Here is a 19,463-nt window from a genome sequence, read left to right on the forward strand (position 1 = left end):
ATCCATGTCCATTCTATCCGGATCAAGACACGACGGCACCCACGGTCGACGCGCGCACCACGAGTTCGGGCTGGAAGCGCACCCGACGCTCGAAGTCGCCCTCCGGCTCGTCGATCGAGCGGAGGAGCAGCTCCACCGCGGTGTGGCCGATGAGCTGCGCGGGCTGGCGGATCGACGAGAGCGGCACGACCGTGGCCGATGCGAAGTCGATGTCGTCGTAGCCGATCAGCGCGATGTCCTGCGGCACGCGCACGTCGCTGAACATCGTGAAGGCCTGCAGGATCCCGACGGCGAGGAGGTCGTTGGCCGCGAACACGGCATCCGGCCGCTCCCCGTCGACCCTGGCGACGATCCGCTCGCCGGCGTCCCGCCCGTTCAGCACCGTGAGCGCCGGCTGCTCGATGACCTCCAGCACGGCTCCATCCACCTCGGCGACGGCGCGCAGAGCGCCGGCGAGACGGTTCGCGACCTGCGCGATCGACCGCGGCCCCGCCACGAACGCGAGCCGGCGCCTGCCGATCTCGAGCAGGTGCCGCGCGGCGAGGTAGCCGCCCTCGACGTCGTCGACGGACACCGAGAGGAAGTCGCTCCCCGGGATCTCGTGGTCCACGAGCACCACCGGCGTCCCGGCATCCGCGATGCGCTGGAGCTTGGGCACGTCATCGGATGCCGGGGAGATGAGCACGCCGTTGACCCGCTGCTCGCGGAACAGATCGAGGTAGCCGTCCTCCCGCGAGGCGTCCTCGTCGCTGTTGCCGAGCAGCACGGAGAGCCGGTCCTCGTCGGCTCTGGCCTCCGCCCCGCGGGCGACATCGGCGAAGAACGGGTTGCCGGCGTCCAGCACCACGAGCCCGATGCTCCGGCTCCGGCCGGCCCTCAGCTGCCTGGCCGCGTCGTTGCGCACGAAGCCCAGGTGCTCGATCGCCGCCTGCACGCGCTCGACCGTGGACGCGGCCACCTTGTCAGGCCGGTTCAGCACATTGGACACGGTGCCGACGGAGACCCCCGCGGTCGCCGCGACGTCGCGTACGCTCACTGCCACCTGCTGCCTCCTGCCCCGCACTGTCCGCGAGTGTACGGCATGGCGGCCCTACGCCCCCGCCCCCGTCCGCTGCACGGAGAGCGCGTCGAGCCGCTCGGCGATCGCGCCGCGCACCTCGGGACCCGTCAGCCGCAGCAGCCGGTCTCCGAGCGTGAGCCGAGGACTCCACTCGGTGCTGTCCCTGAAATCCGCGACGACCTGAGGCCGGAGCTCCGTGAGCACATCGAGGATCGCGGTGTACGCCTCGGTGTCGTCGATGATCGCCGCCAGGCTCGATGAGAACCCGACAGCGCCCGGCGCTGCTACCTGTGCGGGAGCCGACGAGATCCAGCGGTGCGAGCCAGAGCCGACCGTGTGCCGCGTCCCATCCGGCAGCACGACGTCGGCCTCCGTGTTCGGCGGAACCGTCGCCACCACGATGACCTCGTCGCCGTCGCGGTCCCAGCGCACGCGCGCCTGGCCGTATGGCGTCCGGTGGGCCGCCTCCGCGAAGTCGAACCCCTCCAGAGGATGCGGCTCGATCGCCAGCCGCGCGTATCCCGGGCTGGCCGGCGCGAGCCCCGCCAGCGATCGGTGCAGCCAGTCGGCGATGGCGCCGAGCGCATAGTGGTTGAACGACGTCATCTCGCCCGGATTGATCGTGCCGTCCGGGAGCATCGAGTCCCAGCGCTCCCAGATCGTCGTCGCCCCCATCGTCACCGGGTACAGCCAGGAGGGGTTCTCCGTCGCGGTGAGCAGACGCCGCGCGGTGTCGAGGTGCCCGGTCGCCGTCAGGGCATCCTGGATGATCGGCGTGCCGACGAAGCCTGTGCCGATCCGGTAGGCGCCGAGGCGCGTGAGCTCGGCGAGCCGGTCGCCGAGGGCCTGCCTGCGCTCCGGCTCCACGATGCCGAACACGATCGCGAGCGAGTACGCCGTCTGAGCATCCGAGAGCATCCGCCCCGCCGGCGTCACGTACTCGGCGAGGAAGGCCTGACGCACCTCCTCGGCGATGCGGGCGTACTCCTCGGCATCCGCCGTCCTCCCCAGCAGCGCCGCCGAGCGCGCGGTGAGATCCGCCGAGCGGAACACATAGGCCGAGGCGACGATGTCCGCCGAGGTCTTCGCCTTGGCCGGCTGCTCCGGCGGAGCATCGGGGTCGAGCCAGTCGCCGAACTGGAACATCCCCTCCCACAGCCGACGCTCGCCGGACAGGGCGAGGACAGCGTCCGTCCAGCCCTTCATGCTGTCGTACTGGCGATCCAGCGTCTCGGTATCGGCGAACCGCTCGTGCAGCACCCACGGGACCACGGCCGCCGCATCCCCCCATGCCGCGGCAGGACGCGCGGCGCCCAGCACGTTCGGCACGACGAAGGGGACCACCCCGTCGACCTGGTCGATGGCGAGGTCGCGCAGCCAGGAGTCCAGGAACCCGCGCACGTCGTAGAGGAAGCTCGCCGTCGGCGCGAACACCTGGATGTCCCCCGTCCACCCGAGGCGCTCATCGCGCTGGGGGCAGTCGGTGGGCACGGAGAGGAAATTGCCACGCAGACCCCACACGACGTTGTCGTGGAGCTTGCGCACGAGCTCGTGCGAGGTGTCGAACCAGCCGGTGCGCTCCATGTCGCTGTGGATGACGACGGCGGTGACGTCGACGGGATCGAAGGCGCCCGGCCAGCCGTCGACCTCCGCATAGCGGAAGCCGTGGAAGGTGAACTCCGGCTCCCACTCCTCCACCCCCGTGCCCGCGAGCGTGTAGCGATCGGTGGCCGCCGCCGCCCTCAGCGGACGCGTTCCGAGCTCGCCGTGCTCGAGCACCTCGGCGTGGCGAAGGGTCACCACCTCGCCGGCGTCGCCGGACACCCTGATCCGCAGCCGCCCCACGAGGTTCTGGCCGAAGTCGAGGACGGTCTTGCCGGACGGGGTCGTGATGACCTCGACCACCGCGATCTCCTCGATGCGCCGGACGAACGGCGACACCCTGGCCCCCGGAACGGGGATGTCCTCGACGACCGCGACGGGAACCCACGCGCGGGGCTCGACGCGCGCATCGTGATCCTCGCCCGCGTACAGGCCGCTCGCCGTGATCGGCCCCGGCGCGCTCTCCCAGGAGTCATCCGTGCGAATCGTCTCGGAGCGCCCATCCGCGTATTCCACGAGCAGCTGGGCGGCGAAGCGCGGCTGCTCGCCGTAGACCGCCTGCGCGTTCTCGCGGAAGCCGTACCGCTCGGTCGCCCACGCGCCGGCGATCCGCACGGCGAGCGTGTTCTCCCCCTCCGTCAGCAGGGCCGTGACATCGGTCGTCTCGTGCACGGTGCGGGTGTGGAACGGCGTCCAGCCGGGCTTGAGCACCTGGTCGTCGACATCCGTCCCGTTGACGGCCGCCTGGTACACGCCGACGGCGGTGGCGTACAGAGTCGCCCTGCGCACCTCCCCCGTCGCGGTGAAGATCCGCCGCAGCACGGCGGGCTCCGCATGCCCTGCAGGGGCGGCGACCGCGATCGTCTGCGCCTCCCACTCGCCGTCGGCGAGGAAGCCGGCGACGATCCGCTGGGGTTCGCTCCACTCCGATCGGATGCCGTCGGCGCCCGTCACCCTCACCCGCAGCCGCGCCTCCTCGCGCGGCCGCAACGGATGGAAGGGCCAGGCGATGCGCACAGCCTCCCGCCCCTCGACGGTGTGCGTCTGCACCCCGTCCCCGGCCTCCAGTTCCAGGTCAGCGGATGCCTGCGTCCACCCCCCGGTGTCCGTCTCCGTCGCCCACCCGATCGCCGGGGTGGGAGTGGGGGTCGCCTCGCTGCCGTACGGCGCGTCCACGTCGACGCGCGCGACTGTCAGGGTCATCGCTGTGCCTTTCTCAGTTCCTCAGTGCGTGGTTCATCTCAACGTCCGGCGACGGCGGGTGCCGTCACCGTGATCTCGTGCGTTCCCGGCGCCAGCACGCGTGATGCGGCACCGCCGTCGATCGCGATCTCCGAGTCCGCCGTGGTGGGCAGATCGAGCACGGCCGTTGTCCCGAAGGGGAGCTCGACCGTGGCGCGGAGCTCATCGCCGTCCAGGCGCCAGTCGATCGAGACCGGCCCGAAGCCGGTGTCGATGGATGCCGCGGCGTGCTCCAGCCCGACGGCGGGGCGCGGCGCGATGCGCACCCGCCGATATCCGGGCTCCGCGGGGGCGATCCCCGCGACGGTGCGGTACACCCAGTCGATCATCGCGCCGTAGGCGTAGTGGTTGAACGACAGCATGCTGCCGCCCTCCTCGCTGGATCCGGCATCCATGTCGCCGGAGTGGATGGCCCCGTCCGGGCGGATCGCATCCCAGCGCTCCCAGACCGTGGTGGCCCCGCGGTCGACCTGGTAGAGCCAGCTCGGCGCCTCGCGGCGCAGCAGCATGAGGTAGGCCTCGTCGAGGTGGCCGTTGTTCGAGAGCGCGAAGAGCACGAGGGGCGTGCCGAGGAAGCCCGTCGAGATGCGGCCGTTCTCCGCGCGGACGTTCGCTGCGAGCCCATCGGCGATCGCGGCGCGCTCGGCATCGGGGGCGATCCCGAACTCCAGCGCCAGTGCGGCGCCGGTCTGAGTGCCGACGGCCTCCGCACCCCAGCGCCGCCAGGTCTCCGCGGCGACCCGATCGGCGAGCGCCGCGTACTCCTCGGCCCTCGCCGCGTCCCCGACGAGCCGCTCTGCACGCGCGAGCAGGCGCGCGGAGTGCACGTAGAAGGCGTTCGCGACGTAGTCGCTGGACACCTTCGCCTCCCAGGGCCGTGCCCCCGGCGCGTCAGGGTCGAGCCAGTCGCCGTACTGGAAGGGCTCGGTGGGCAGGACCACGTCGTCCCCGGCCCGGCGACGGAGGTGCTCGACCCATCGGCGCATGCTGCGCAGCTGCTGCCGCAGCACCTCGTCGCTGCCGGTGGACTCGTAGACGGCCCATGGCACGATCGTGGCGGCATCCGCCCAGCCCGCGCGGCCCATGTTGTTCACGGGCCCCTCGCCCATGCGCATGTCCTCGAAGCGGATGATGTCCGGCACGACCGAGGCCACGCCGCCCTCGTCGGTCTGGTCGACCTCGAGGTCGCGCAGCCACGTGCGCCAGAAGGCCTCGGCATCCATCAGCGTGCTCGCCGTCGCGGCGAACGCCTGTGCGTCACCCGTCCAGCCGAGCCGCTCGTCCCGCTGCGGGCAGTCGGTAGGAACCGAGACGAAGTTGTCGCGCTGCGACCAGAACACGTTCGAGTGGAAGCGGTCGAGTGCCGCGGATGCCGAGCGGAAGCTCGACCGGGCGGGCAGATCGCTGGAGATGGCGACGGCCGTCGCCGAGACGACCTCGGCGGCGCCGGTGACCTCGGCGTGCTGGAAACCATGGAAGGTGAAACGGGGTTCGAGCACGTGCTCGCCGTCGCGGTCGAGGATGTACCGGTCGGTGGCCGACGCCGTGCGCAGGGCGGCGGTGTGCAGGTCTCCAGACGGCTCGAGGATCTCCGCATGCCGGATGACGATCTCGTCCCCTGCTGCACCGTTGACGACCAGGCGCACCCAGCCGGAGATGTTCTGTCCGGCGTCGAACTGCACAGCGCCGTCGCGGTCCGTGCGGGTCATGGCGAGCTCGGCGACCACACGGATCGGCGGCGCCGAGCGAGGCTCGAACCGGGCCGTGTCCTCGGCGATGACGGATGCCTGCGCCCACGCCGCATCGTCGAAGTCCGCCTCATGCACGCCGATCGGCGCCTCGCGCAGGTCGACGGTGGTGCCGTCGTAGATGCTCGCGCCGCGGACCGCGCCGAAGCCGCCCCGCCAGGTCTCATCCGTGGCGACGAGGAGGCCGGCGTCCGAGTCGATCTGCGCGACCGCGCCGGAGCGATCGCCGTAGATCTCCGTGCGGTTCGCGAATCCCATCCTGCCGCGGTACCAGCCGTCGCCCACCTCGAGCACGATGACGTTCTCGCCCTCACGCAGAAGCGGGGTGACGTCGAGGGTGTCGAGCAGCACGCGCTCCTGATACGAGGTCCACCCTGGTGTCAGGTGCGCATCCGTGGCAGGCACCCCGTTGATCCAGGCGTTCACGAGACCGAGCGCGCTCAGCCGGAGGCGCGCGTTCTCCGTCGACCCCTGCACGGTGAAGACGCGGCGCAGGAGCACTGCGGGGCCCTCGACCTCGCTGGGGATTCCGATCACGGCCGCCTGCAGGGCGGCCCCCTCGATGCCCGCTTCCACGACGAGGGGCTCGCTGAACGGCGACCATCCGTCATCGGTCGCGATGCGCACGGCGAAGGCGCGTCGCTCACCGGGCGCGAGGTCCCCCGCCGGCACGGCGAGCGCATCGGCGGAGGCGATCACGGGCCCTGCCACGAGCTCCTCGCCGACGGGGGCCGACGCGAGCTGGTAGGCGAGCTGCGTGCCGCGCCCTGCGCTCTCGGCACGCCAGGTCAGGCGTAGACCACGACCAGGGACACCGAGGAGCCCTTCGCCATGCTGGGAGCGCAGTCCTGTGATGCGGGTGCCCGCGTCGGAGCGCGTGAGATCAGGGGCTGCCGCCATGGCTTCGTCCTTCCGGTGGCGCATCGTCGTGCCACGACTCAATTCGGAAACGACCGTTGACTCTCGTCCCGGATCGTCGTACCTTACGGAGAGTTGAATGGTTTCAACGCTTCCATTCACCATCATTGCGCTCTCGATGTCGAGAACGCAACCGAGAGTCAGCTTTTACATGGAGGTAAAGGTATGAACAGCACCCGCACCCGCAGGGTCCTTCTCGCCGCCGCCGGCGTGACGGCCCTCGCGCTCCCCCTCGCCGCCTGCAGCACCGGCGGAGGAGGCGGCGAGTCGGACGGCAGCGTCGAGATCACGTTCCTCGTCCCGAACTCGGGCACGAACGTGGAATCGGCAGAGGCGATGATCGCCGCGTTCGAGGACGAGAACCCCGACATCACCGTCAAGCTCGAGTCGCAGCCGGCCGGCACCGAGGGCGACAACCTCATGAAGACCAAGCTCGCCACCGGCGAGATGTCGGATGTGTTCTGGTACAACTCCGGCTCGCTCTTCCAGGCGCTCAACCCCGACCAGAACCTCGCCCCGCTCACCGACGAGGCATGGGTCGGCGACATGCAGGACTCGATGAGCGCGGTCGTCTCCACCGACAACGGCGTCTACGGCGCACCGTTCGGAGCTACGCAGGCCGGCGCGGTCGTCTACAACAAGAAGGTCTACGCCGACCTCGGCCTCGAGGTCCCGACGAGCTGGGACGAGTTCGCGGCGAACAACGAGACCATCAAGGCCGCCGGCATCGCGCCCGTCATCCAGACCTACGGCGACACCTGGACCAGCCAGCTGTTCGTGCTCGGCGACTTCGGAAACGTCCTCGCCCAGGATGCAGACTGGGCGACCGGCTACACCGCCGGCGAGCGCAAGTACGTCGACGAGCCGGCGCTGCAGGGCTTCACCAACCAGCAGGCGGGCTTCGACGCCGGCTGGTGGAACGAGGACTTCGCCTCGGCGCTGTACGACGACGGCGCCCGCATGGTCGCCACCGGAGAGGGAGCGCACTACCCGATCCTCACCGGCATCGTCTCGACCTTCCAGCAGAACTTCCCCGACGAGCTGGAGAACATCGGGGTCTTCCCGCTGCCCGCCCAGAACGCCGAGGACACCAAGCTGACCGTCTGGCTGCCCAACGCGGTCTACATCCCGAAGACCACCGAGGGCGACAAGCTCGAGGCGGCCAAGACCTTCGTGGCCTTCATCAACTCCGACGCCGGCTGCGAGGTGCAGAACACCGCCATGGTGCCGTCCGGACCGTACGCGATCAGCAGCTGCACGCTGGCCGACGACGTGCCCGGTCTCCTGAAGGACATGCAGGTGTACTTCGACGAGGGCAACACCAACCCGGCCCTGGAGTTCCTCTCCCCCATCAAGGGACCGAACCTCGAGAACATCACGGTCGAGGTCGGCAGCGGCATCCGACCGGCAGACGAGGGCGCGGCGCTCTACGACGAGGATGTGAAGAAGCAGGCCCAGCAGCTGGGCCTCGACGGATGGTGATCGGCCGCTGATCACCCGGGGTGCGGGCGCGCCGCGCCCGCACCCCGCCATCCACCCACTCAACGGAGAGACCATGACCGCACTCGCGACGCCACCCGCCGCCAAGACCTCCCCGCGGGGGAGGAAAGGGATCAAGAGCTCCTACCCGACGTGGTTCTACATCCCGTCGGCCGTGCTCTACATCGTCCTGTTCGCCGTTCCGACGTTCGCCTCGTTCTACTTCAGCCTGACCCGCTGGTCGCTGTTCGACATCGAGTTCATCGGCTTCGACAACTACGTCCAGTTCTTCACGGAGCCCATGCTCGTGCAGGGCTTCGTCAACACCTTCATCTACGGTTTCATCACCTCTGGCCTCAAGGTCGTCTTCGGTCTCGGTCTCGCTCTGCTGCTGACCGGATCCATCCTCGGTCGCGGCTACCTGCGCTCGACGATCTTCTTCCCCGTGCTGGTCTCCACGGTCGGCATCGGCATCACCTTCAAGGTGCTGATGGACCCCTTCGACGGGCTCATCAACCAGACCCTCGCCGCCGTCGGCATCCAGGGGCCAGGATGGCTGACGGACCCTGCACTCGCCCTGCTGTCGGTCGCGCTCGTGGACGTCTGGAAGGGCGTCGGCATCGCGACGCTGATCTTCATCGCCGGTCTCGTCGCCATCCCTCAGGAGTTCTTCGAAGCCGCCAAGGTCGACGGCGCGAGTGCATGGCAGCGGTTCAAGAGCATCACCCTGCCGCTCGTGCAGCCGGCCACCGCGACCGTCATCCTGCTCTCCCTCATCGGAGGCCTGCGGTCGTTCGAGCTCATCTGGGCCATGACCAAGGGCGGCCCCGGCTTCACCAGCGATGTGATCGCCTCGGTCATCTACAAGCAGTACCAGGCCGGGTTCTACGGCCTCTCCACCGCGGGCAACGTCGTGCTCTTCCTCGTCGTGACCGCCATCATCGTCCCCATCCAGTACGTCCTGAACAAGAGGCAGGTGGAGTCATGACCCTCACCCGCACGATCACCACCGCCGGATCCTCGAAGGCCAAGATCGCCCGCGAGGACCGCCGCCGGATCACCCCGCGCCTGTTCCTGACGCGTTACGTGGTCGGCATCGTCGCGATCCTCATCTCGATCGTCGTGTTCATCGTCCCGTTCGCGTTCATCTTCCTCACCGCGGTGAAGAACCCGCAGGAGGCGGCGCTGTTCGAGTTCTCCCTGCCGGCGCAGGGCTGGTACCTCTGGGAGAACGTCGTCGAGGTGCTGCAGACCCGGGACTGGATGCTGGTGACGGCGTTCATCAACTCCACGATCCTGACCGTGGTCAGCGTGGCGATCATGGTCGTCTTCTCGGCGATGGTCGGCTACATCCTCCAGCGCCGCAAGTCCCGCTGGAACCACGTCATCAACATCTTCGTGCTCGCCGGTCTCATCGTGCCGCCTGCCGTCGTTCCGACGATCTGGGTGCTGCAGGGCATCGGGCTGTTCAAGACCATGCCCGGCATGATCCTCATCGAGGCGACGTTCGGGCTGAGCTTCTGCATCCTGCTGTTCCGCGCGTTCATCTCCACGATCCCGCGCGAGCTCGACGAAGCGGCGGTCATCGACGGCGCGGGCCCTCTCCGGCTGTTTTTCACCGTCGTGATGCCGCTGCTGAAGCCGACAGCGGTGACCGTGATCGTCGTGCAGTCGGTGTCGGTGTTCAACGACTTCACCGGCCCGCTGTACTTCCTGCCCGGTGACGCCAACGCGACCGTCCAGCTGACGCTGTACAACTTCCAGAGCCAGAGCCTCAGCCAGTGGAACCTGCTGTTCATGAACATCCTGCTCATCACGATCCCGCCGCTGGTGATGTACATCTTCTTCAACAGGCAGATCGTCGCCGGTATGACCAGCGGCGCCGTCAAGGGCTGAGCGAGCGGCATGGAACACCAGGAACGCGCGCTGGCGGCCTACGTCGATCAGGTGGCGGCGTCGGACGACACGGTCGGCGTCGTGCTGATCGGGTCACTGGCCCGCGGCGTCGAACGCGAGGACTCCGACGTCGACGTCTACCTGATCGTGACGCCGGATGCCTTCGCCCGCTCGACCGCGGAAGACCGCTGGGCGTGGATCGATCGACGAGACCTCGACTACCCGGGCTCCTACATCGATGTGAAGCTCGCCGACATCGACTACCTGCGGGCGGCCGTCGAGCGGGCGGACGACCCGACGAGGGCATCCTTCGCGGGAGCACGCGTGGCCTTCAGCAGGGACGATGAGCTCGAAGGGCTCGTCCAGCGGATCAGCGTCCTCGATGAGGAGGTCTGGGCCGAGCGCGTTCGCTCCCACGTCGCACAGGTGCACCTGCACGGCGGGTACTTCCTCCGGCAGGCGGAGGAGCACGGCGACGCGTTCCTCCTGCAGCACGCCGCGGTGCACACCGCGCTCGCGGCGGCGCGCGCTGCTCTGGCATCCGCGCACCGGTTGATGCCGGGGCCGAAGTACATCCGCGCGCTCGTCCGCGAGGTGCCGAGCCCCGAGGGCTTCGTCGCCGCCTGGGACCGGCTCGTGGATGCGCCGAGCGTCGCCGCCTCGAAGGACCTCATCGCGATCGTGGACGACTGGTTGAGCGGGGATCAGTCGCACCTGGATTCGCTGTCCGTGTTCATCAGGGACAACGAGCTCGCGTGGCTTCGCGGCACGATCCCTGCCGAGTACTTCTGAGGTTGCAGGATCCGGCGGACGGACCTATTCTTGAAACGATTCATTACCCCGACCGAGGAGCCCGTCGACGATGACCTCCACACGCGTGTGCTTCCAGCTGCAGGTTCGCCCCGAGCTGCTGGACGAGTACCTCGCGCGCCACTCCCCCGTCTGGCCGGAGATGCTGGCCGAGATCGCCGCGTCCGGTCGGCGCAACTACTCTCTGTTCCTCGGCGAGGGCGGCAGGCTCATCGGCTACTACGAGACCGACGACGACGCCGCCGCGCAGGCGTACCTGGCCGCCTCCGAGGTCGCGGGGCGTTGGGAGGCCGAGATGGGCCGCTTCTTCGTCGGTCTCGAAGGCCGCCCCGATCAGGCGGCCACCCCCCTCACCGAAGTCTTCAACCTGGCGGACCAGCTCTCCGCCGCATCCGAAACCGGTCGCTGAGCCCGCTGAGCTCGCCGAAGCACCCCCGTAGAAAGTGACAACCCCATGAGCATCCTGTCCACCGAGAACCTCGCCGCTCTGGAGCAGCAGGGCATCGAGCTGCCGAGCTGGGCCTTCGGCAACTCCGGTACCCGCTTCAAGGTGTTCGGCACCCCCGGCACCCCTCGCGATCCTTTCGAGAAGATCGCCGATGCCGCGCAGGTCAACGCCTACACCGCGCTCGCGCCGTCCGTCGCGCTGCACATCCCGTGGGACCTCGTCGACTCCTTCGACGATCTGCGCAAGCACGCCGAAGACCTCGGCGTGACGCTGGGCACGATCAACTCGAACACGTTCCAGGACGACGACTACAAGTTCGGCGCCCTCACCCACGAAGACGCGGCGATCCGCCAGAAGGCGATCGACCACCACCTCGCCTGCATCGACGTGATGGACGCCACGGGCTCCCGCGACCTGAAGATCTGGCTCGCCGAGGGCTCCAACTACCCGGGACAGGCCGACATGCGCGGCCGTCAGGACCGCCTGCACGAGTCGCTCTCCACCATCTACGCGCGCCTCGGCGACGACCAGCGCCTGGTGCTCGAGTACAAGTTCTTCGAGCCGGCTTTCTACCACACCGACGTTCCGGACTGGGGCACTTCCTACGCCCAGGTCGCCGCCCTCGGCGACAAGGCATCCGTCTGCCTGGACACCGGTCACCACGCGCCGGGAACGAACATCGAGTTCATCGTGATGCAGCTGCTGCGCCTCGGCAAGCTCGGCTCGTTCGACTTCAACTCGCGCTTCTACGCCGACGACGACCTCATCGTGGGCGCGGCCGACCCGTTCCAGCTCTTCCGCATCCTCTTCGAGGTCGTCCGCGGCGGCGGCCTCAACAACCCCGACGTGGCGTTCATGCTCGACCAGTGCCACAACGTCGAGGACAAGATCCCCGGCCAGATCCGCAGCGTCCTCAACGTGCAGGAGATGACCGCGCGCGCCCTGCTCGTCGACCGCGACGCCCTCGCCGCCGCGCAGCGCTCCGGCGACGTCCTGGCCGCGAACGCCGTGTTCATGGACGCGTTCTACACCGACGTGCGCCCTGCGCTCGCCGAGTGGCGCGAGTCCCGCGGCCTCGCCGCCGACCCGATGGCCGCCTACGCCGCCTCCGGCTACCAGCAGAAGATCGCCGCCGAGCGCGTCGGCGGCGTGCAGGCCGGCTGGGGCGCCTGACCCGATAGACCCGCCGGGGGCGCGGGATGCCGATCCCCGTGCCTCCGGCGCACCACCGACGCGGAACCGACAGAATGGATGCCGTGATCGAACCGTACGCCGCCGCCGACTCTCTTGTCCGCGTCTATCCCGCCGCCGCGCCGAACGGCACCGGCCTCGTATGGGCGCACGGCGGCGCCTTCGCCTTCGGCGACATCGACATGCCGGAGGCGGACTGGGTAGCGAGCCAGCTCGCCGCGCGGGGCACCACCGTCGTCTCGGTGGACTACCGGCTCGCCCCTGTGCCGGCCGGATTCCGCCCCGATATGGAGCCACGAGACGGTCATGTCTACCCGGCGGGATCCGACGACATGGTCCGTGCCTGGCGATGGGCCCACGCGAACGCGGCAGAGCTCGGCATCGATCCGGCTCGTCTCGCCATCGGCGGGACGAGCGCCGGTGGCAACCTCGCGGCCGGGGCCACGCTTCGTCTGCTCGGCGATGACGACTCCCCCGCCCTCGCGATCCTCGCGTATCCGACGCTGCTCGCGGTCCAGCCTGACCCGGATGCCGCGCTGCGCGCCGCGCTCGATGCGAACCCCGACGCCGACCGCTTCGGCCCCGCGTCCGTGCTCGCGATGTACGAGAACTATCTCGGAGGTCCGGTGGACGACGCACCGCTGCCCGCGGTGCCTGGCCTCGCGACCGCCGATGATCTGGCCGACTTCCCGCCGACGCTCATGATCAACGGCGATGTCGACGAGCTGCGCGTCTCCGGCGAGCACTTCGCACGCACGCTCTCCGGCGCAGGCCGTCCGATCGAGCTCGGGCTCGAGCCGGGCACCACGCACGGCCACCTCAACCGCGCGGACGACCCCGCCGCGATCAGGACGATCGAGCGGATCGCCGCCCGGCTCGGCGAGCTGGCAGCGCGCCCCTGATCCTGCGGCTCACCGCCGTGACGCGTTGAGCGCATCCAGCAGCGCGAACCGCTCGCGCACGACCGCATAGGCGTCATGTCGCGCCGGATCCGGCAGGAACTCCGCTTCGATCTCGCTGGATGCGCGCTGGATGTCGTCCACCGACGCGATCATCCCGGTCGCGAGCCCCGCGAGCATCGCCGCGCCCTGCGCCGCACCATGTCCGCTGGCCGGGCGCAGCACGGGGACGCCGAGGACGTCCGCCTTGATCTGGAGCCATGCATCCGAGGACGCACCGCCCCCGGTGCTGATCACCCTGTCGATCGGGAAGCCATGGGCGCGCAGCGCATCGATGTCGCGCGCCAGCGCCAGGGCGTTGCCCTCCATCGCCGCGAGCAGCAGATCGGTGCCGTCGGTGGCGAGATCGATGCCGTCGATGATCCCTCGGGCGGCGGGGTTCCATGAGGGCGTCCGCTCGCCCGCGAGACTCGGGACCATGAGCACGCGTCCGGGTCGCGGTCTGGCGAGGATCGCCTCGGCGGAGCGCAGGTCCTCGTGCGGATTCAGCCCGTTCACCCAGTCGATCGTCGCTCCGGCCGTCACCTGCGCGGTGATGAGCAGATCGGTGCCCGGCAGGCAGTGCCTGGAGTGGATGAACCCCGGGACGGCCGTGCCTGCGGGTACGGCGAGCATGGTGACGCTGGAGAAGCCGGTCATGTCGACGAAGGGATCGCCGGGGGCGAAGGCGCCGGCCTCGAGCGCGGAGCCGATGGCGTCGATCCCACCGGCGACGACGGGCGTGCCCTCTGCGAGTCCCGTCTCCCTCGCGGCGGCCGTCGTGACCGTTCCCACGACCGTGTCGGCGGACACGATGCGGGGCAGCGATGTCAGGGCGGGAACCGCTTCACGCAGCGACGAAGGGAAGTCGCCGATCCGTTCGTCGAAGCCCTGCATCAGCGAGGCGGTGGTGTCATCCAGCACCGAGATGCCGGTGAGTCGCCGCACCAGGTAGCCGTTGGTGGACAGCACCACGGCGGCGTCCGCCAGCGTCTGCGGGCGGTGCTCGGCGAGCCAGGCGAGCTTCGCGGTGCCGAAGAAGGGGTCGGCGCCGTTCCGCGAATCCGGAACCACCTCCGCGATCCGGAGCGCCTGGGCGGTCGCGCGCCGGTCGAGCCAGGTGAGGGCAGGTCCCACAGGATGCCCGTCTGCGTCGACGGCCACGAAGCTCGGAGCCTGGGAGGTCACCGCGACGGCCGCCACCTCGATCCCCGGCAGCATGGCGGCGAGCGCCTCGCGCAGCGCGCGCCACCAATCGCCGGCGTCCTGCTCGGCTCCCGTCCCCTCGGTCCTCGTCGGATACGGGACGGACCGATCGGCGAGCCGGCGACCGCTCAGGTCGGTCGCGACGACCTTGACCGAGCTCGTGCCCGCGTCGATGCCGAGCAGTGCCCTGGTCACCGCCCCACCGTCCGCGGCCCCGCGACGAGGGGGTTCAGCGCCGCTTCTCCGGCGAGGAACCGGCGCACCTCCTCCGCGACGCCGCGCGCCGCCCGCACCGCGGTCTCCTGGCTCGCCCCCGCGATGTGCGGGGTGAGCACGACATCCTTGCCCTCGTGCGCAAGACGGAACAGGGCGTGGTCGAAGTCGACCGGCTCCTCCGGGTAGACGTCGAACGCCGCTCCCCCGAGCTGTCCGCTCTCGATCGCCGTGGCGACGGCGTCGTAATCCACGAGACCCCCGCGCGCGGCGTTCACGAGGAGCGCACCCGGCTTCATGAGGCCGATCGTATCCGCATCGACCATGTTCGCGGTCTCCGCGGTGAGACGGGCATGCACGGACACGAGGTCGCTGCGGCGGAAGACGTCCTCCGCCGTGTCGACCGTCTCGATCTCGCTGCCGAGCGAACCAGGCGCGAGATAGGGGTCGAAGACGATCACTCGGGCGCCCATGCCCGCGAAGGAGCGGGCGACGTGGGAGCCGACGGCCCCGGCACCGAGGAGTCCGATGACAGAACCGGCGACCTCGCGGCCGACGGCATCCGAACGGTACAGGTCGCCTCGCCACGTCGCCGCCATCAGGCTGTCGTGCGCGAGCGGGATCCTGCGCATGAGAGCGAGGGCGAGCCCCACCGTCATCTCTGCGGTGGCGACTCCGTTGCGCCCTGGCACGTTCGCCACCCGGATGCCCCGCTGCTCGGCCGCGGCGAGGTTGACGTTGGTCGGGCCGCCCCGGGAGACCGCGATGAGACGGAGGTCGGGGGATGCCGCCATGACCCGCTCCGTCATCGGAGCGAGCTGGGTCACGATCGCCGTCGCGCCCTCCAGCGCCGCGATCACCTCGTCCTCGCTTCCGGATGCCTCATCGACCTCCGCGACGCTGCCGAACGGCTCGTCCGGCCACGCGAACTCGAGCTCTGCGACGTCGATGCCCTCGGGCACGGCGCTCTCGAGCTCGGCACGCAGCAGCGAGGAGCGGATGAAGCGGTCGCCGGCGGCGAGCACTCGGGTCATGATGTCAGGTCCTTCCGTCCGCGGCGTCGCGCGGGTCGAATCGGGTCCCGCCGCCCGCGCTGCGGCGGGCGGCGGGTGAGGCGGGGATCAGCCCCCGAACACCTCGTCGAAGTACTCCTGGGCGTTCGAGGAGTCGATCACCGTGATCGGCATGTACTGGTCCTTCTCGACGTCCTCGCCGGCGAGCAGGTCCAGCGTGATGTCGATGAGCGTGCGCCCGTGTGCCTTGCCGCCGCCGAGGCTGATCGTCGACTTCTCGGGATCGCCGTTGATGATGTTCTGCACCTCGTTCTCGGTGGCGTCGATGCCGAACAGGCCGAAGGAGTCGTAGTCGGTGATACCCGCCGACTTCACACCCTCATTGCCGCCGACGGCGCCGCCGCCGCCGATCGTCGCGATGACCTTCAGGTCGGGGTTCGCCTGGATGAAGTTCTCCGCGTTCGCGACGCCCTCCTCCGCCGTCAGGGCCGGAGCGGTCGCGACGAGCTCGGCGTTGGGGGCGAGCTCGGCGATGGCATCCTTGATCCCGTCGGCGCGCTCGATGATCTCGGGGAAGCGCGGCAGGTCCATCAGCGCCCACTCCACGGTCTCAGACGCGTCGAAGTTGGCGTTGATCCATTCCGCAGCGGCCTCGCCGTTCGCGTAGCCGGTGTTGTACGCGTCGACGAGGTACTGGGCGTCGTAGTTCTCCAGCACCTGCGTGTAGCCGACGACCCTGATCCCGGCATCCTGTGCCTTCTTGGTCACGTCGACGAGCGCGTTCGCGTCGACGGCGCAGATGATGATGGTCCCCACACCCTGCTGGATGAAGTTCTCGATCTGCGTGACCTGCGTGGCGGCGTCGTTGCCCGCATCAACGAAGTTCACCGAGAGGCCCTTCTCGGAGCCGTACGTCTGCGCCTCCTGGACGAGCTCTGCCCAGACGGGGTTGCTGAGGTCGGAGAAGGTGATGCCGACGGAGGTGTTGCCCTCCGTCGTGGTACCGGTCGAGGTGCCATCGGATTCGGGGAGCGTGGTGCATCCGCCGAGCAGGAGGGTCGCGGCGGCGGCCGCCGCGACGAACAGGGTGAGCTTCTTCTTCACGATGAAGTCCTTTCTTCCGTGAGAGGTGTTCGGGTGGTGAGAGGTGTTGCGAGGGGTGCGAGGACGGGTCAGGCGGCCTTCGCGGGCACGAGCGGAACGCCGCCGATCTGCTTGCGGCGGCCCGTCGAGTTCTTGGAGACGGCGTCGTAGATGACCGCCGCGAGCAGGATGCATCCCTTGATGACGAGCTGCACGTACTCGCTGACGTTCATCAGGACGAGCCCGTTGTCGAGCACGCCGACGATGAGCACGCCGACGAACGCGCCGAAGAGGCTGCCCCGACCGCCCATCACGCTGATCCCGCCGAGCACGCACGCGGTCAGCACGCTGAACTCGAAGCCCGCTCCGGTGGCCGACTGCGCCGAGTTGAGCCGCGACAGCAGCAGAACCGCTCCGATGGCGGTGAAGAATCCGCACAGCGCGTAGACGAGCACGATGGTGCGCCGCGTGTTCACGCCGGAGAGACGCGCGGCCTCGACGTTGTTGCCGATCGCGTAGAAGTAGCGGCCGATGTAGGTCTTGTTCAGGATGAAGAGCCCGACGGCCCAGACCAGGATCAGTACGTAGAGCGAGACGGGGATGCCGGCGATCGCACCCTGTCCGAGCATCGAGAAGCCTGCGGGGAAGCCGAAGATCGGAAGGCCCTTGGACAGCAGGTAGCTGATGCCGTTCAGGATCATCATCATCGACAGCGTGACGATCAGCGGGGCAACGCCGGTGAGGGTGATGATCATCCCGTTGATCAGGCCGATCACCGTGCCCAGGACGAGCGCGGCGAGGACCGCGACGACCCATGGCACGTCGAACTGCGCCATGAGCATTCCTGTGACGACGACGTTGAGCGAGATCTGATACCCGACCGAGAGGTCGATGCCGCCGGTGATGAGGACGAACGAGAAGCCGACCGCGCAGATGCCGAGCGTCGCGATCTGACGCGCGATGTTGAGGATGTTGTTCGGGTCGAGGAAGTTCGGCGTCATCAGACTGAACGCGATGACGAGAACGATGAACACGAGGAGGATCCCGAGCTCCTTCACCCGGGGCAGCAACGCGGTCTTCATTGGATGTCTCCTTGAGCGGCGAGGGCCAGGACGGCCTCTGGGTTGATCTCGTCGCGGGCGAGGATGCCTTCCTGCATCCCCTCCCGCAGCACGACGATGCGGTCGGCCATCCCGATGAGCTCCTCCATGTCGGAGGAGATCATCAGGATCGTCTTGCCCGCCTCGGCGAGCCGGTTCATGATGAGGTAGATCTCGGCGCGGGCGCCGACGTCGATCCCCCTGGTGGGCTCGTCGAAGATGAGCACCTCTGGGTTCGTGGCCAGCCACTTCGCCAGCACGACCTTCTGCTGGTTCCCGCCGGACAGGTTGCCCACGATCGTCGAGGAGCCGGGCGCCTTGATGCGCAGATCCTTCATGTAGGCGTCCGCCAGCTCGCGCTCGGCGCGGCGCGAGACGACCGTTCCCGTGGAGAGCTGCCCGGCGAGCTGCGGCAGCGTGACGTTCTGCTCGATGGAGAACGGCAGGATGAGGCCGTGGCGCTTGCGGTCCTCCGGGACGAGGGCGATGCGATTGCCGATCGCCTGGATCGGGGAGCGAGAGACGACGGATCGGCCGTGCAGCGTGACCTCGCCCTCGACGATGGGCTTGGCTCCGAACAGCACCTCCATGAGCTCGGTCCGTCCGGCGCCGATGAGACCGGCGAAGCCGAGGATCTCCCCCGCATGGGCCTCGAAGCTGATGCCGTGCACGCCGTTGCCGGTGACACCGTCGACGCGCAGGGTGACCTCCCCGCGCGCGAAGTCGCGTTCGGGATAGCCCTCGGTGAGCTCGCGCCCGACCATGAGACTGATCAGCTCGCGGCGCGAGGTCTCGGCGATGTCCCTTGTCGCGATGTACTGGCCGTCGCGGAGGACGGAGACGCGGTCGGCGAGGCGGAAGATCTCCTCCATGCGGTGCGAGATGTACACGATCGTCATGCCTTCCGCGCGCAGCGCATCCACCACGGCGTACATCGCCTCGACCTCGCTCGCCGTCAGCGGCGCGGAGGGCTCGTCCATGATGAGCAGGCGCGCGTCGCGGGAGAGCGCCTTCGCGATCTCGACGATCTGCTGGTACCCGGTCGTCAGCTCGCTGACCAGCCGCCGCGGGTCGATGCGGACGCCCAGGCGGGCGAAGAGCTTCTCGGCGGCCGCGTGCATCCGCTTGCGGTCGAGCACGGGTCCGCGAAGCATGTAATGCCCCAGGAACACGTTCTCGGTCGCATTCAGGGTCGGGACCAGGGTGAACTCCTGGTAGATGACCGCGATCCCGAGCTCCTGCGCGAGGGCGGGATTGAGGCGGTCGTAATCGACGCCGTCGACGATGATGCGTCCTGAGGTGGGCTCGATGGCGCCGGCGAGCACTTTGATGAGCGTGGACTTGCCCGCGCCGTTCTCACCGACGATGGCGTGGACCTCGCCGGGGCGGAGGTCGAGGGTGACGCCGTTCAGCGCCTTCACACCCGGATAGACCTTCGTGATGTCGGCGACGGTGATGTCGATCGCTGGGCGCTCGCTCATCGGCACACACTCCCTTGTGAGTCGGTCAGTACCCC

Annotated in this window: 15 protein-coding genes; 7 read left to right on the forward strand and 8 right to left on the reverse strand. The window is 69.1% G+C overall.

From position 1 onward, the window contains the following. Nucleotides 1–22: 22 nt before the first annotated feature. Genes ACWGJP_RS03230 through ACWGJP_RS03240 form a run of 3 tightly spaced genes read right to left on the reverse strand, consistent with a single transcriptional unit; the run spans nucleotide 23 to nucleotide 6,552 of the window. Nucleotides 23–1,042, reverse strand: a complete 1,020-nt coding sequence (locus ACWGJP_RS03230) for a LacI family DNA-binding transcriptional regulator (protein ID WP_452328310.1) — start codon at nucleotides 1,040–1,042, stop codon at nucleotides 23–25. Between the two features lie 48 nt (nucleotides 1,043–1,090). Beyond that, entirely contained in the window at nucleotides 1,091–3,865 is a 2,775-nt protein-coding gene (locus tag ACWGJP_RS03235) for a family 78 glycoside hydrolase catalytic domain (RefSeq protein WP_452328311.1), read from the reverse strand. Between the two features lie 38 nt (nucleotides 3,866–3,903). Further along, nucleotides 3,904–6,552 (reverse strand): family 78 glycoside hydrolase catalytic domain, encoded by a 2,649-nt coding sequence (locus ACWGJP_RS03240; protein ID WP_452328312.1) that lies wholly within the window; start codon nucleotides 6,550–6,552, stop codon nucleotides 3,904–3,906. Nucleotides 6,553–6,735: 183 nt separating this feature from the next. Here ACWGJP_RS03240 and ACWGJP_RS03245 point away from each other — a divergent pair, with 183 nt between their 5' ends. The 7 genes from ACWGJP_RS03245 (at nucleotide 6,736) to ACWGJP_RS03275 (ending at nucleotide 13,296) form a co-directional block, all read left to right on the forward strand. Beyond that, the gene (locus ACWGJP_RS03245) at nucleotides 6,736–8,052 is read left to right on the forward strand and encodes an ABC transporter substrate-binding protein (protein WP_452328313.1); all 1,317 of its coding nucleotides are present in this window, start codon (nucleotides 6,736–6,738) and stop codon (nucleotides 8,050–8,052) included. Between the two features lie 73 nt (nucleotides 8,053–8,125). Continuing rightward, nucleotides 8,126–9,037, forward strand: coding sequence for a carbohydrate ABC transporter permease (locus ACWGJP_RS03250; protein WP_452328314.1), 912 nt, complete (start codon nucleotides 8,126–8,128; stop codon nucleotides 9,035–9,037). Then, nucleotides 9,034–9,945, forward strand: a complete 912-nt coding sequence (locus tag ACWGJP_RS03255) for a carbohydrate ABC transporter permease (protein ID WP_452328315.1) — start codon at nucleotides 9,034–9,036, stop codon at nucleotides 9,943–9,945. The genes ACWGJP_RS03250 and ACWGJP_RS03255 overlap by 4 nt, the downstream gene beginning before the upstream one ends. A 9-nt stretch (nucleotides 9,946–9,954) precedes the next feature. Beyond that, entirely contained in the window at nucleotides 9,955–10,737 is a 783-nt protein-coding gene (locus ACWGJP_RS03260; RefSeq protein ID WP_452328316.1) for a nucleotidyltransferase domain-containing protein, read from the forward strand. Between the two features lie 70 nt (nucleotides 10,738–10,807). Then, on the forward strand, nucleotides 10,808–11,164 hold the full coding sequence (locus tag ACWGJP_RS03265) for an L-rhamnose mutarotase (protein WP_452328317.1): 357 nt from the start codon (nucleotides 10,808–10,810) through the stop codon (nucleotides 11,162–11,164). 45 nt (nucleotides 11,165–11,209) lie between these two features. Beyond that, nucleotides 11,210–12,376, forward strand: a complete 1,167-nt coding sequence (gene rhaI / locus ACWGJP_RS03270) for an L-rhamnose isomerase (RefSeq protein WP_452328318.1) — start codon at nucleotides 11,210–11,212, stop codon at nucleotides 12,374–12,376. Nucleotides 12,377–12,450: 74 nt separating this feature from the next. After that, entirely contained in the window at nucleotides 12,451–13,296 is an 846-nt protein-coding gene (locus ACWGJP_RS03275; protein WP_452328319.1) for an alpha/beta hydrolase, read from the forward strand. 9 nt (nucleotides 13,297–13,305) lie between these two features. On the opposite strand, the gene ACWGJP_RS03280 is transcribed toward ACWGJP_RS03275, so the two are convergent. The 5 genes from ACWGJP_RS03280 to ACWGJP_RS03300 form a co-directional block, all read right to left on the reverse strand. Continuing rightward, nucleotides 13,306–14,733: a xylulokinase gene (locus tag ACWGJP_RS03280; RefSeq protein WP_452328320.1), complete on the reverse strand. Its 1,428-nt coding sequence runs from the start codon at nucleotides 14,731–14,733 to the stop codon at nucleotides 13,306–13,308. Continuing rightward, on the reverse strand, nucleotides 14,730–15,785 hold the full coding sequence (locus ACWGJP_RS03285; protein WP_452328321.1) for a 2-hydroxyacid dehydrogenase: 1,056 nt from the start codon (nucleotides 15,783–15,785) through the stop codon (nucleotides 14,730–14,732). The genes ACWGJP_RS03280 and ACWGJP_RS03285 overlap by 4 nt, the downstream gene beginning before the upstream one ends. 87 nt (nucleotides 15,786–15,872) lie before the next feature. Next, the gene (locus ACWGJP_RS03290) at nucleotides 15,873–16,868 is read right to left on the reverse strand and encodes a sugar ABC transporter substrate-binding protein (protein WP_452328322.1); all 996 of its coding nucleotides are present in this window, start codon (nucleotides 16,866–16,868) and stop codon (nucleotides 15,873–15,875) included. Between the two features lie 68 nt (nucleotides 16,869–16,936). Further along, nucleotides 16,937–17,929, reverse strand: a complete 993-nt coding sequence (locus tag ACWGJP_RS03295; RefSeq protein WP_452328323.1) for an ABC transporter permease — start codon at nucleotides 17,927–17,929, stop codon at nucleotides 16,937–16,939. Next, nucleotides 17,926–19,428, reverse strand: a complete 1,503-nt coding sequence (locus ACWGJP_RS03300; RefSeq protein ID WP_452328324.1) for a sugar ABC transporter ATP-binding protein — start codon at nucleotides 19,426–19,428, stop codon at nucleotides 17,926–17,928. The genes ACWGJP_RS03295 and ACWGJP_RS03300 overlap by 4 nt, the downstream gene beginning before the upstream one ends. Between the last annotated feature and the right edge of the window lie 35 nt (nucleotides 19,429–19,463).

Source organism: Microbacterium sp. NPDC055903 (assembly GCF_053615555.1).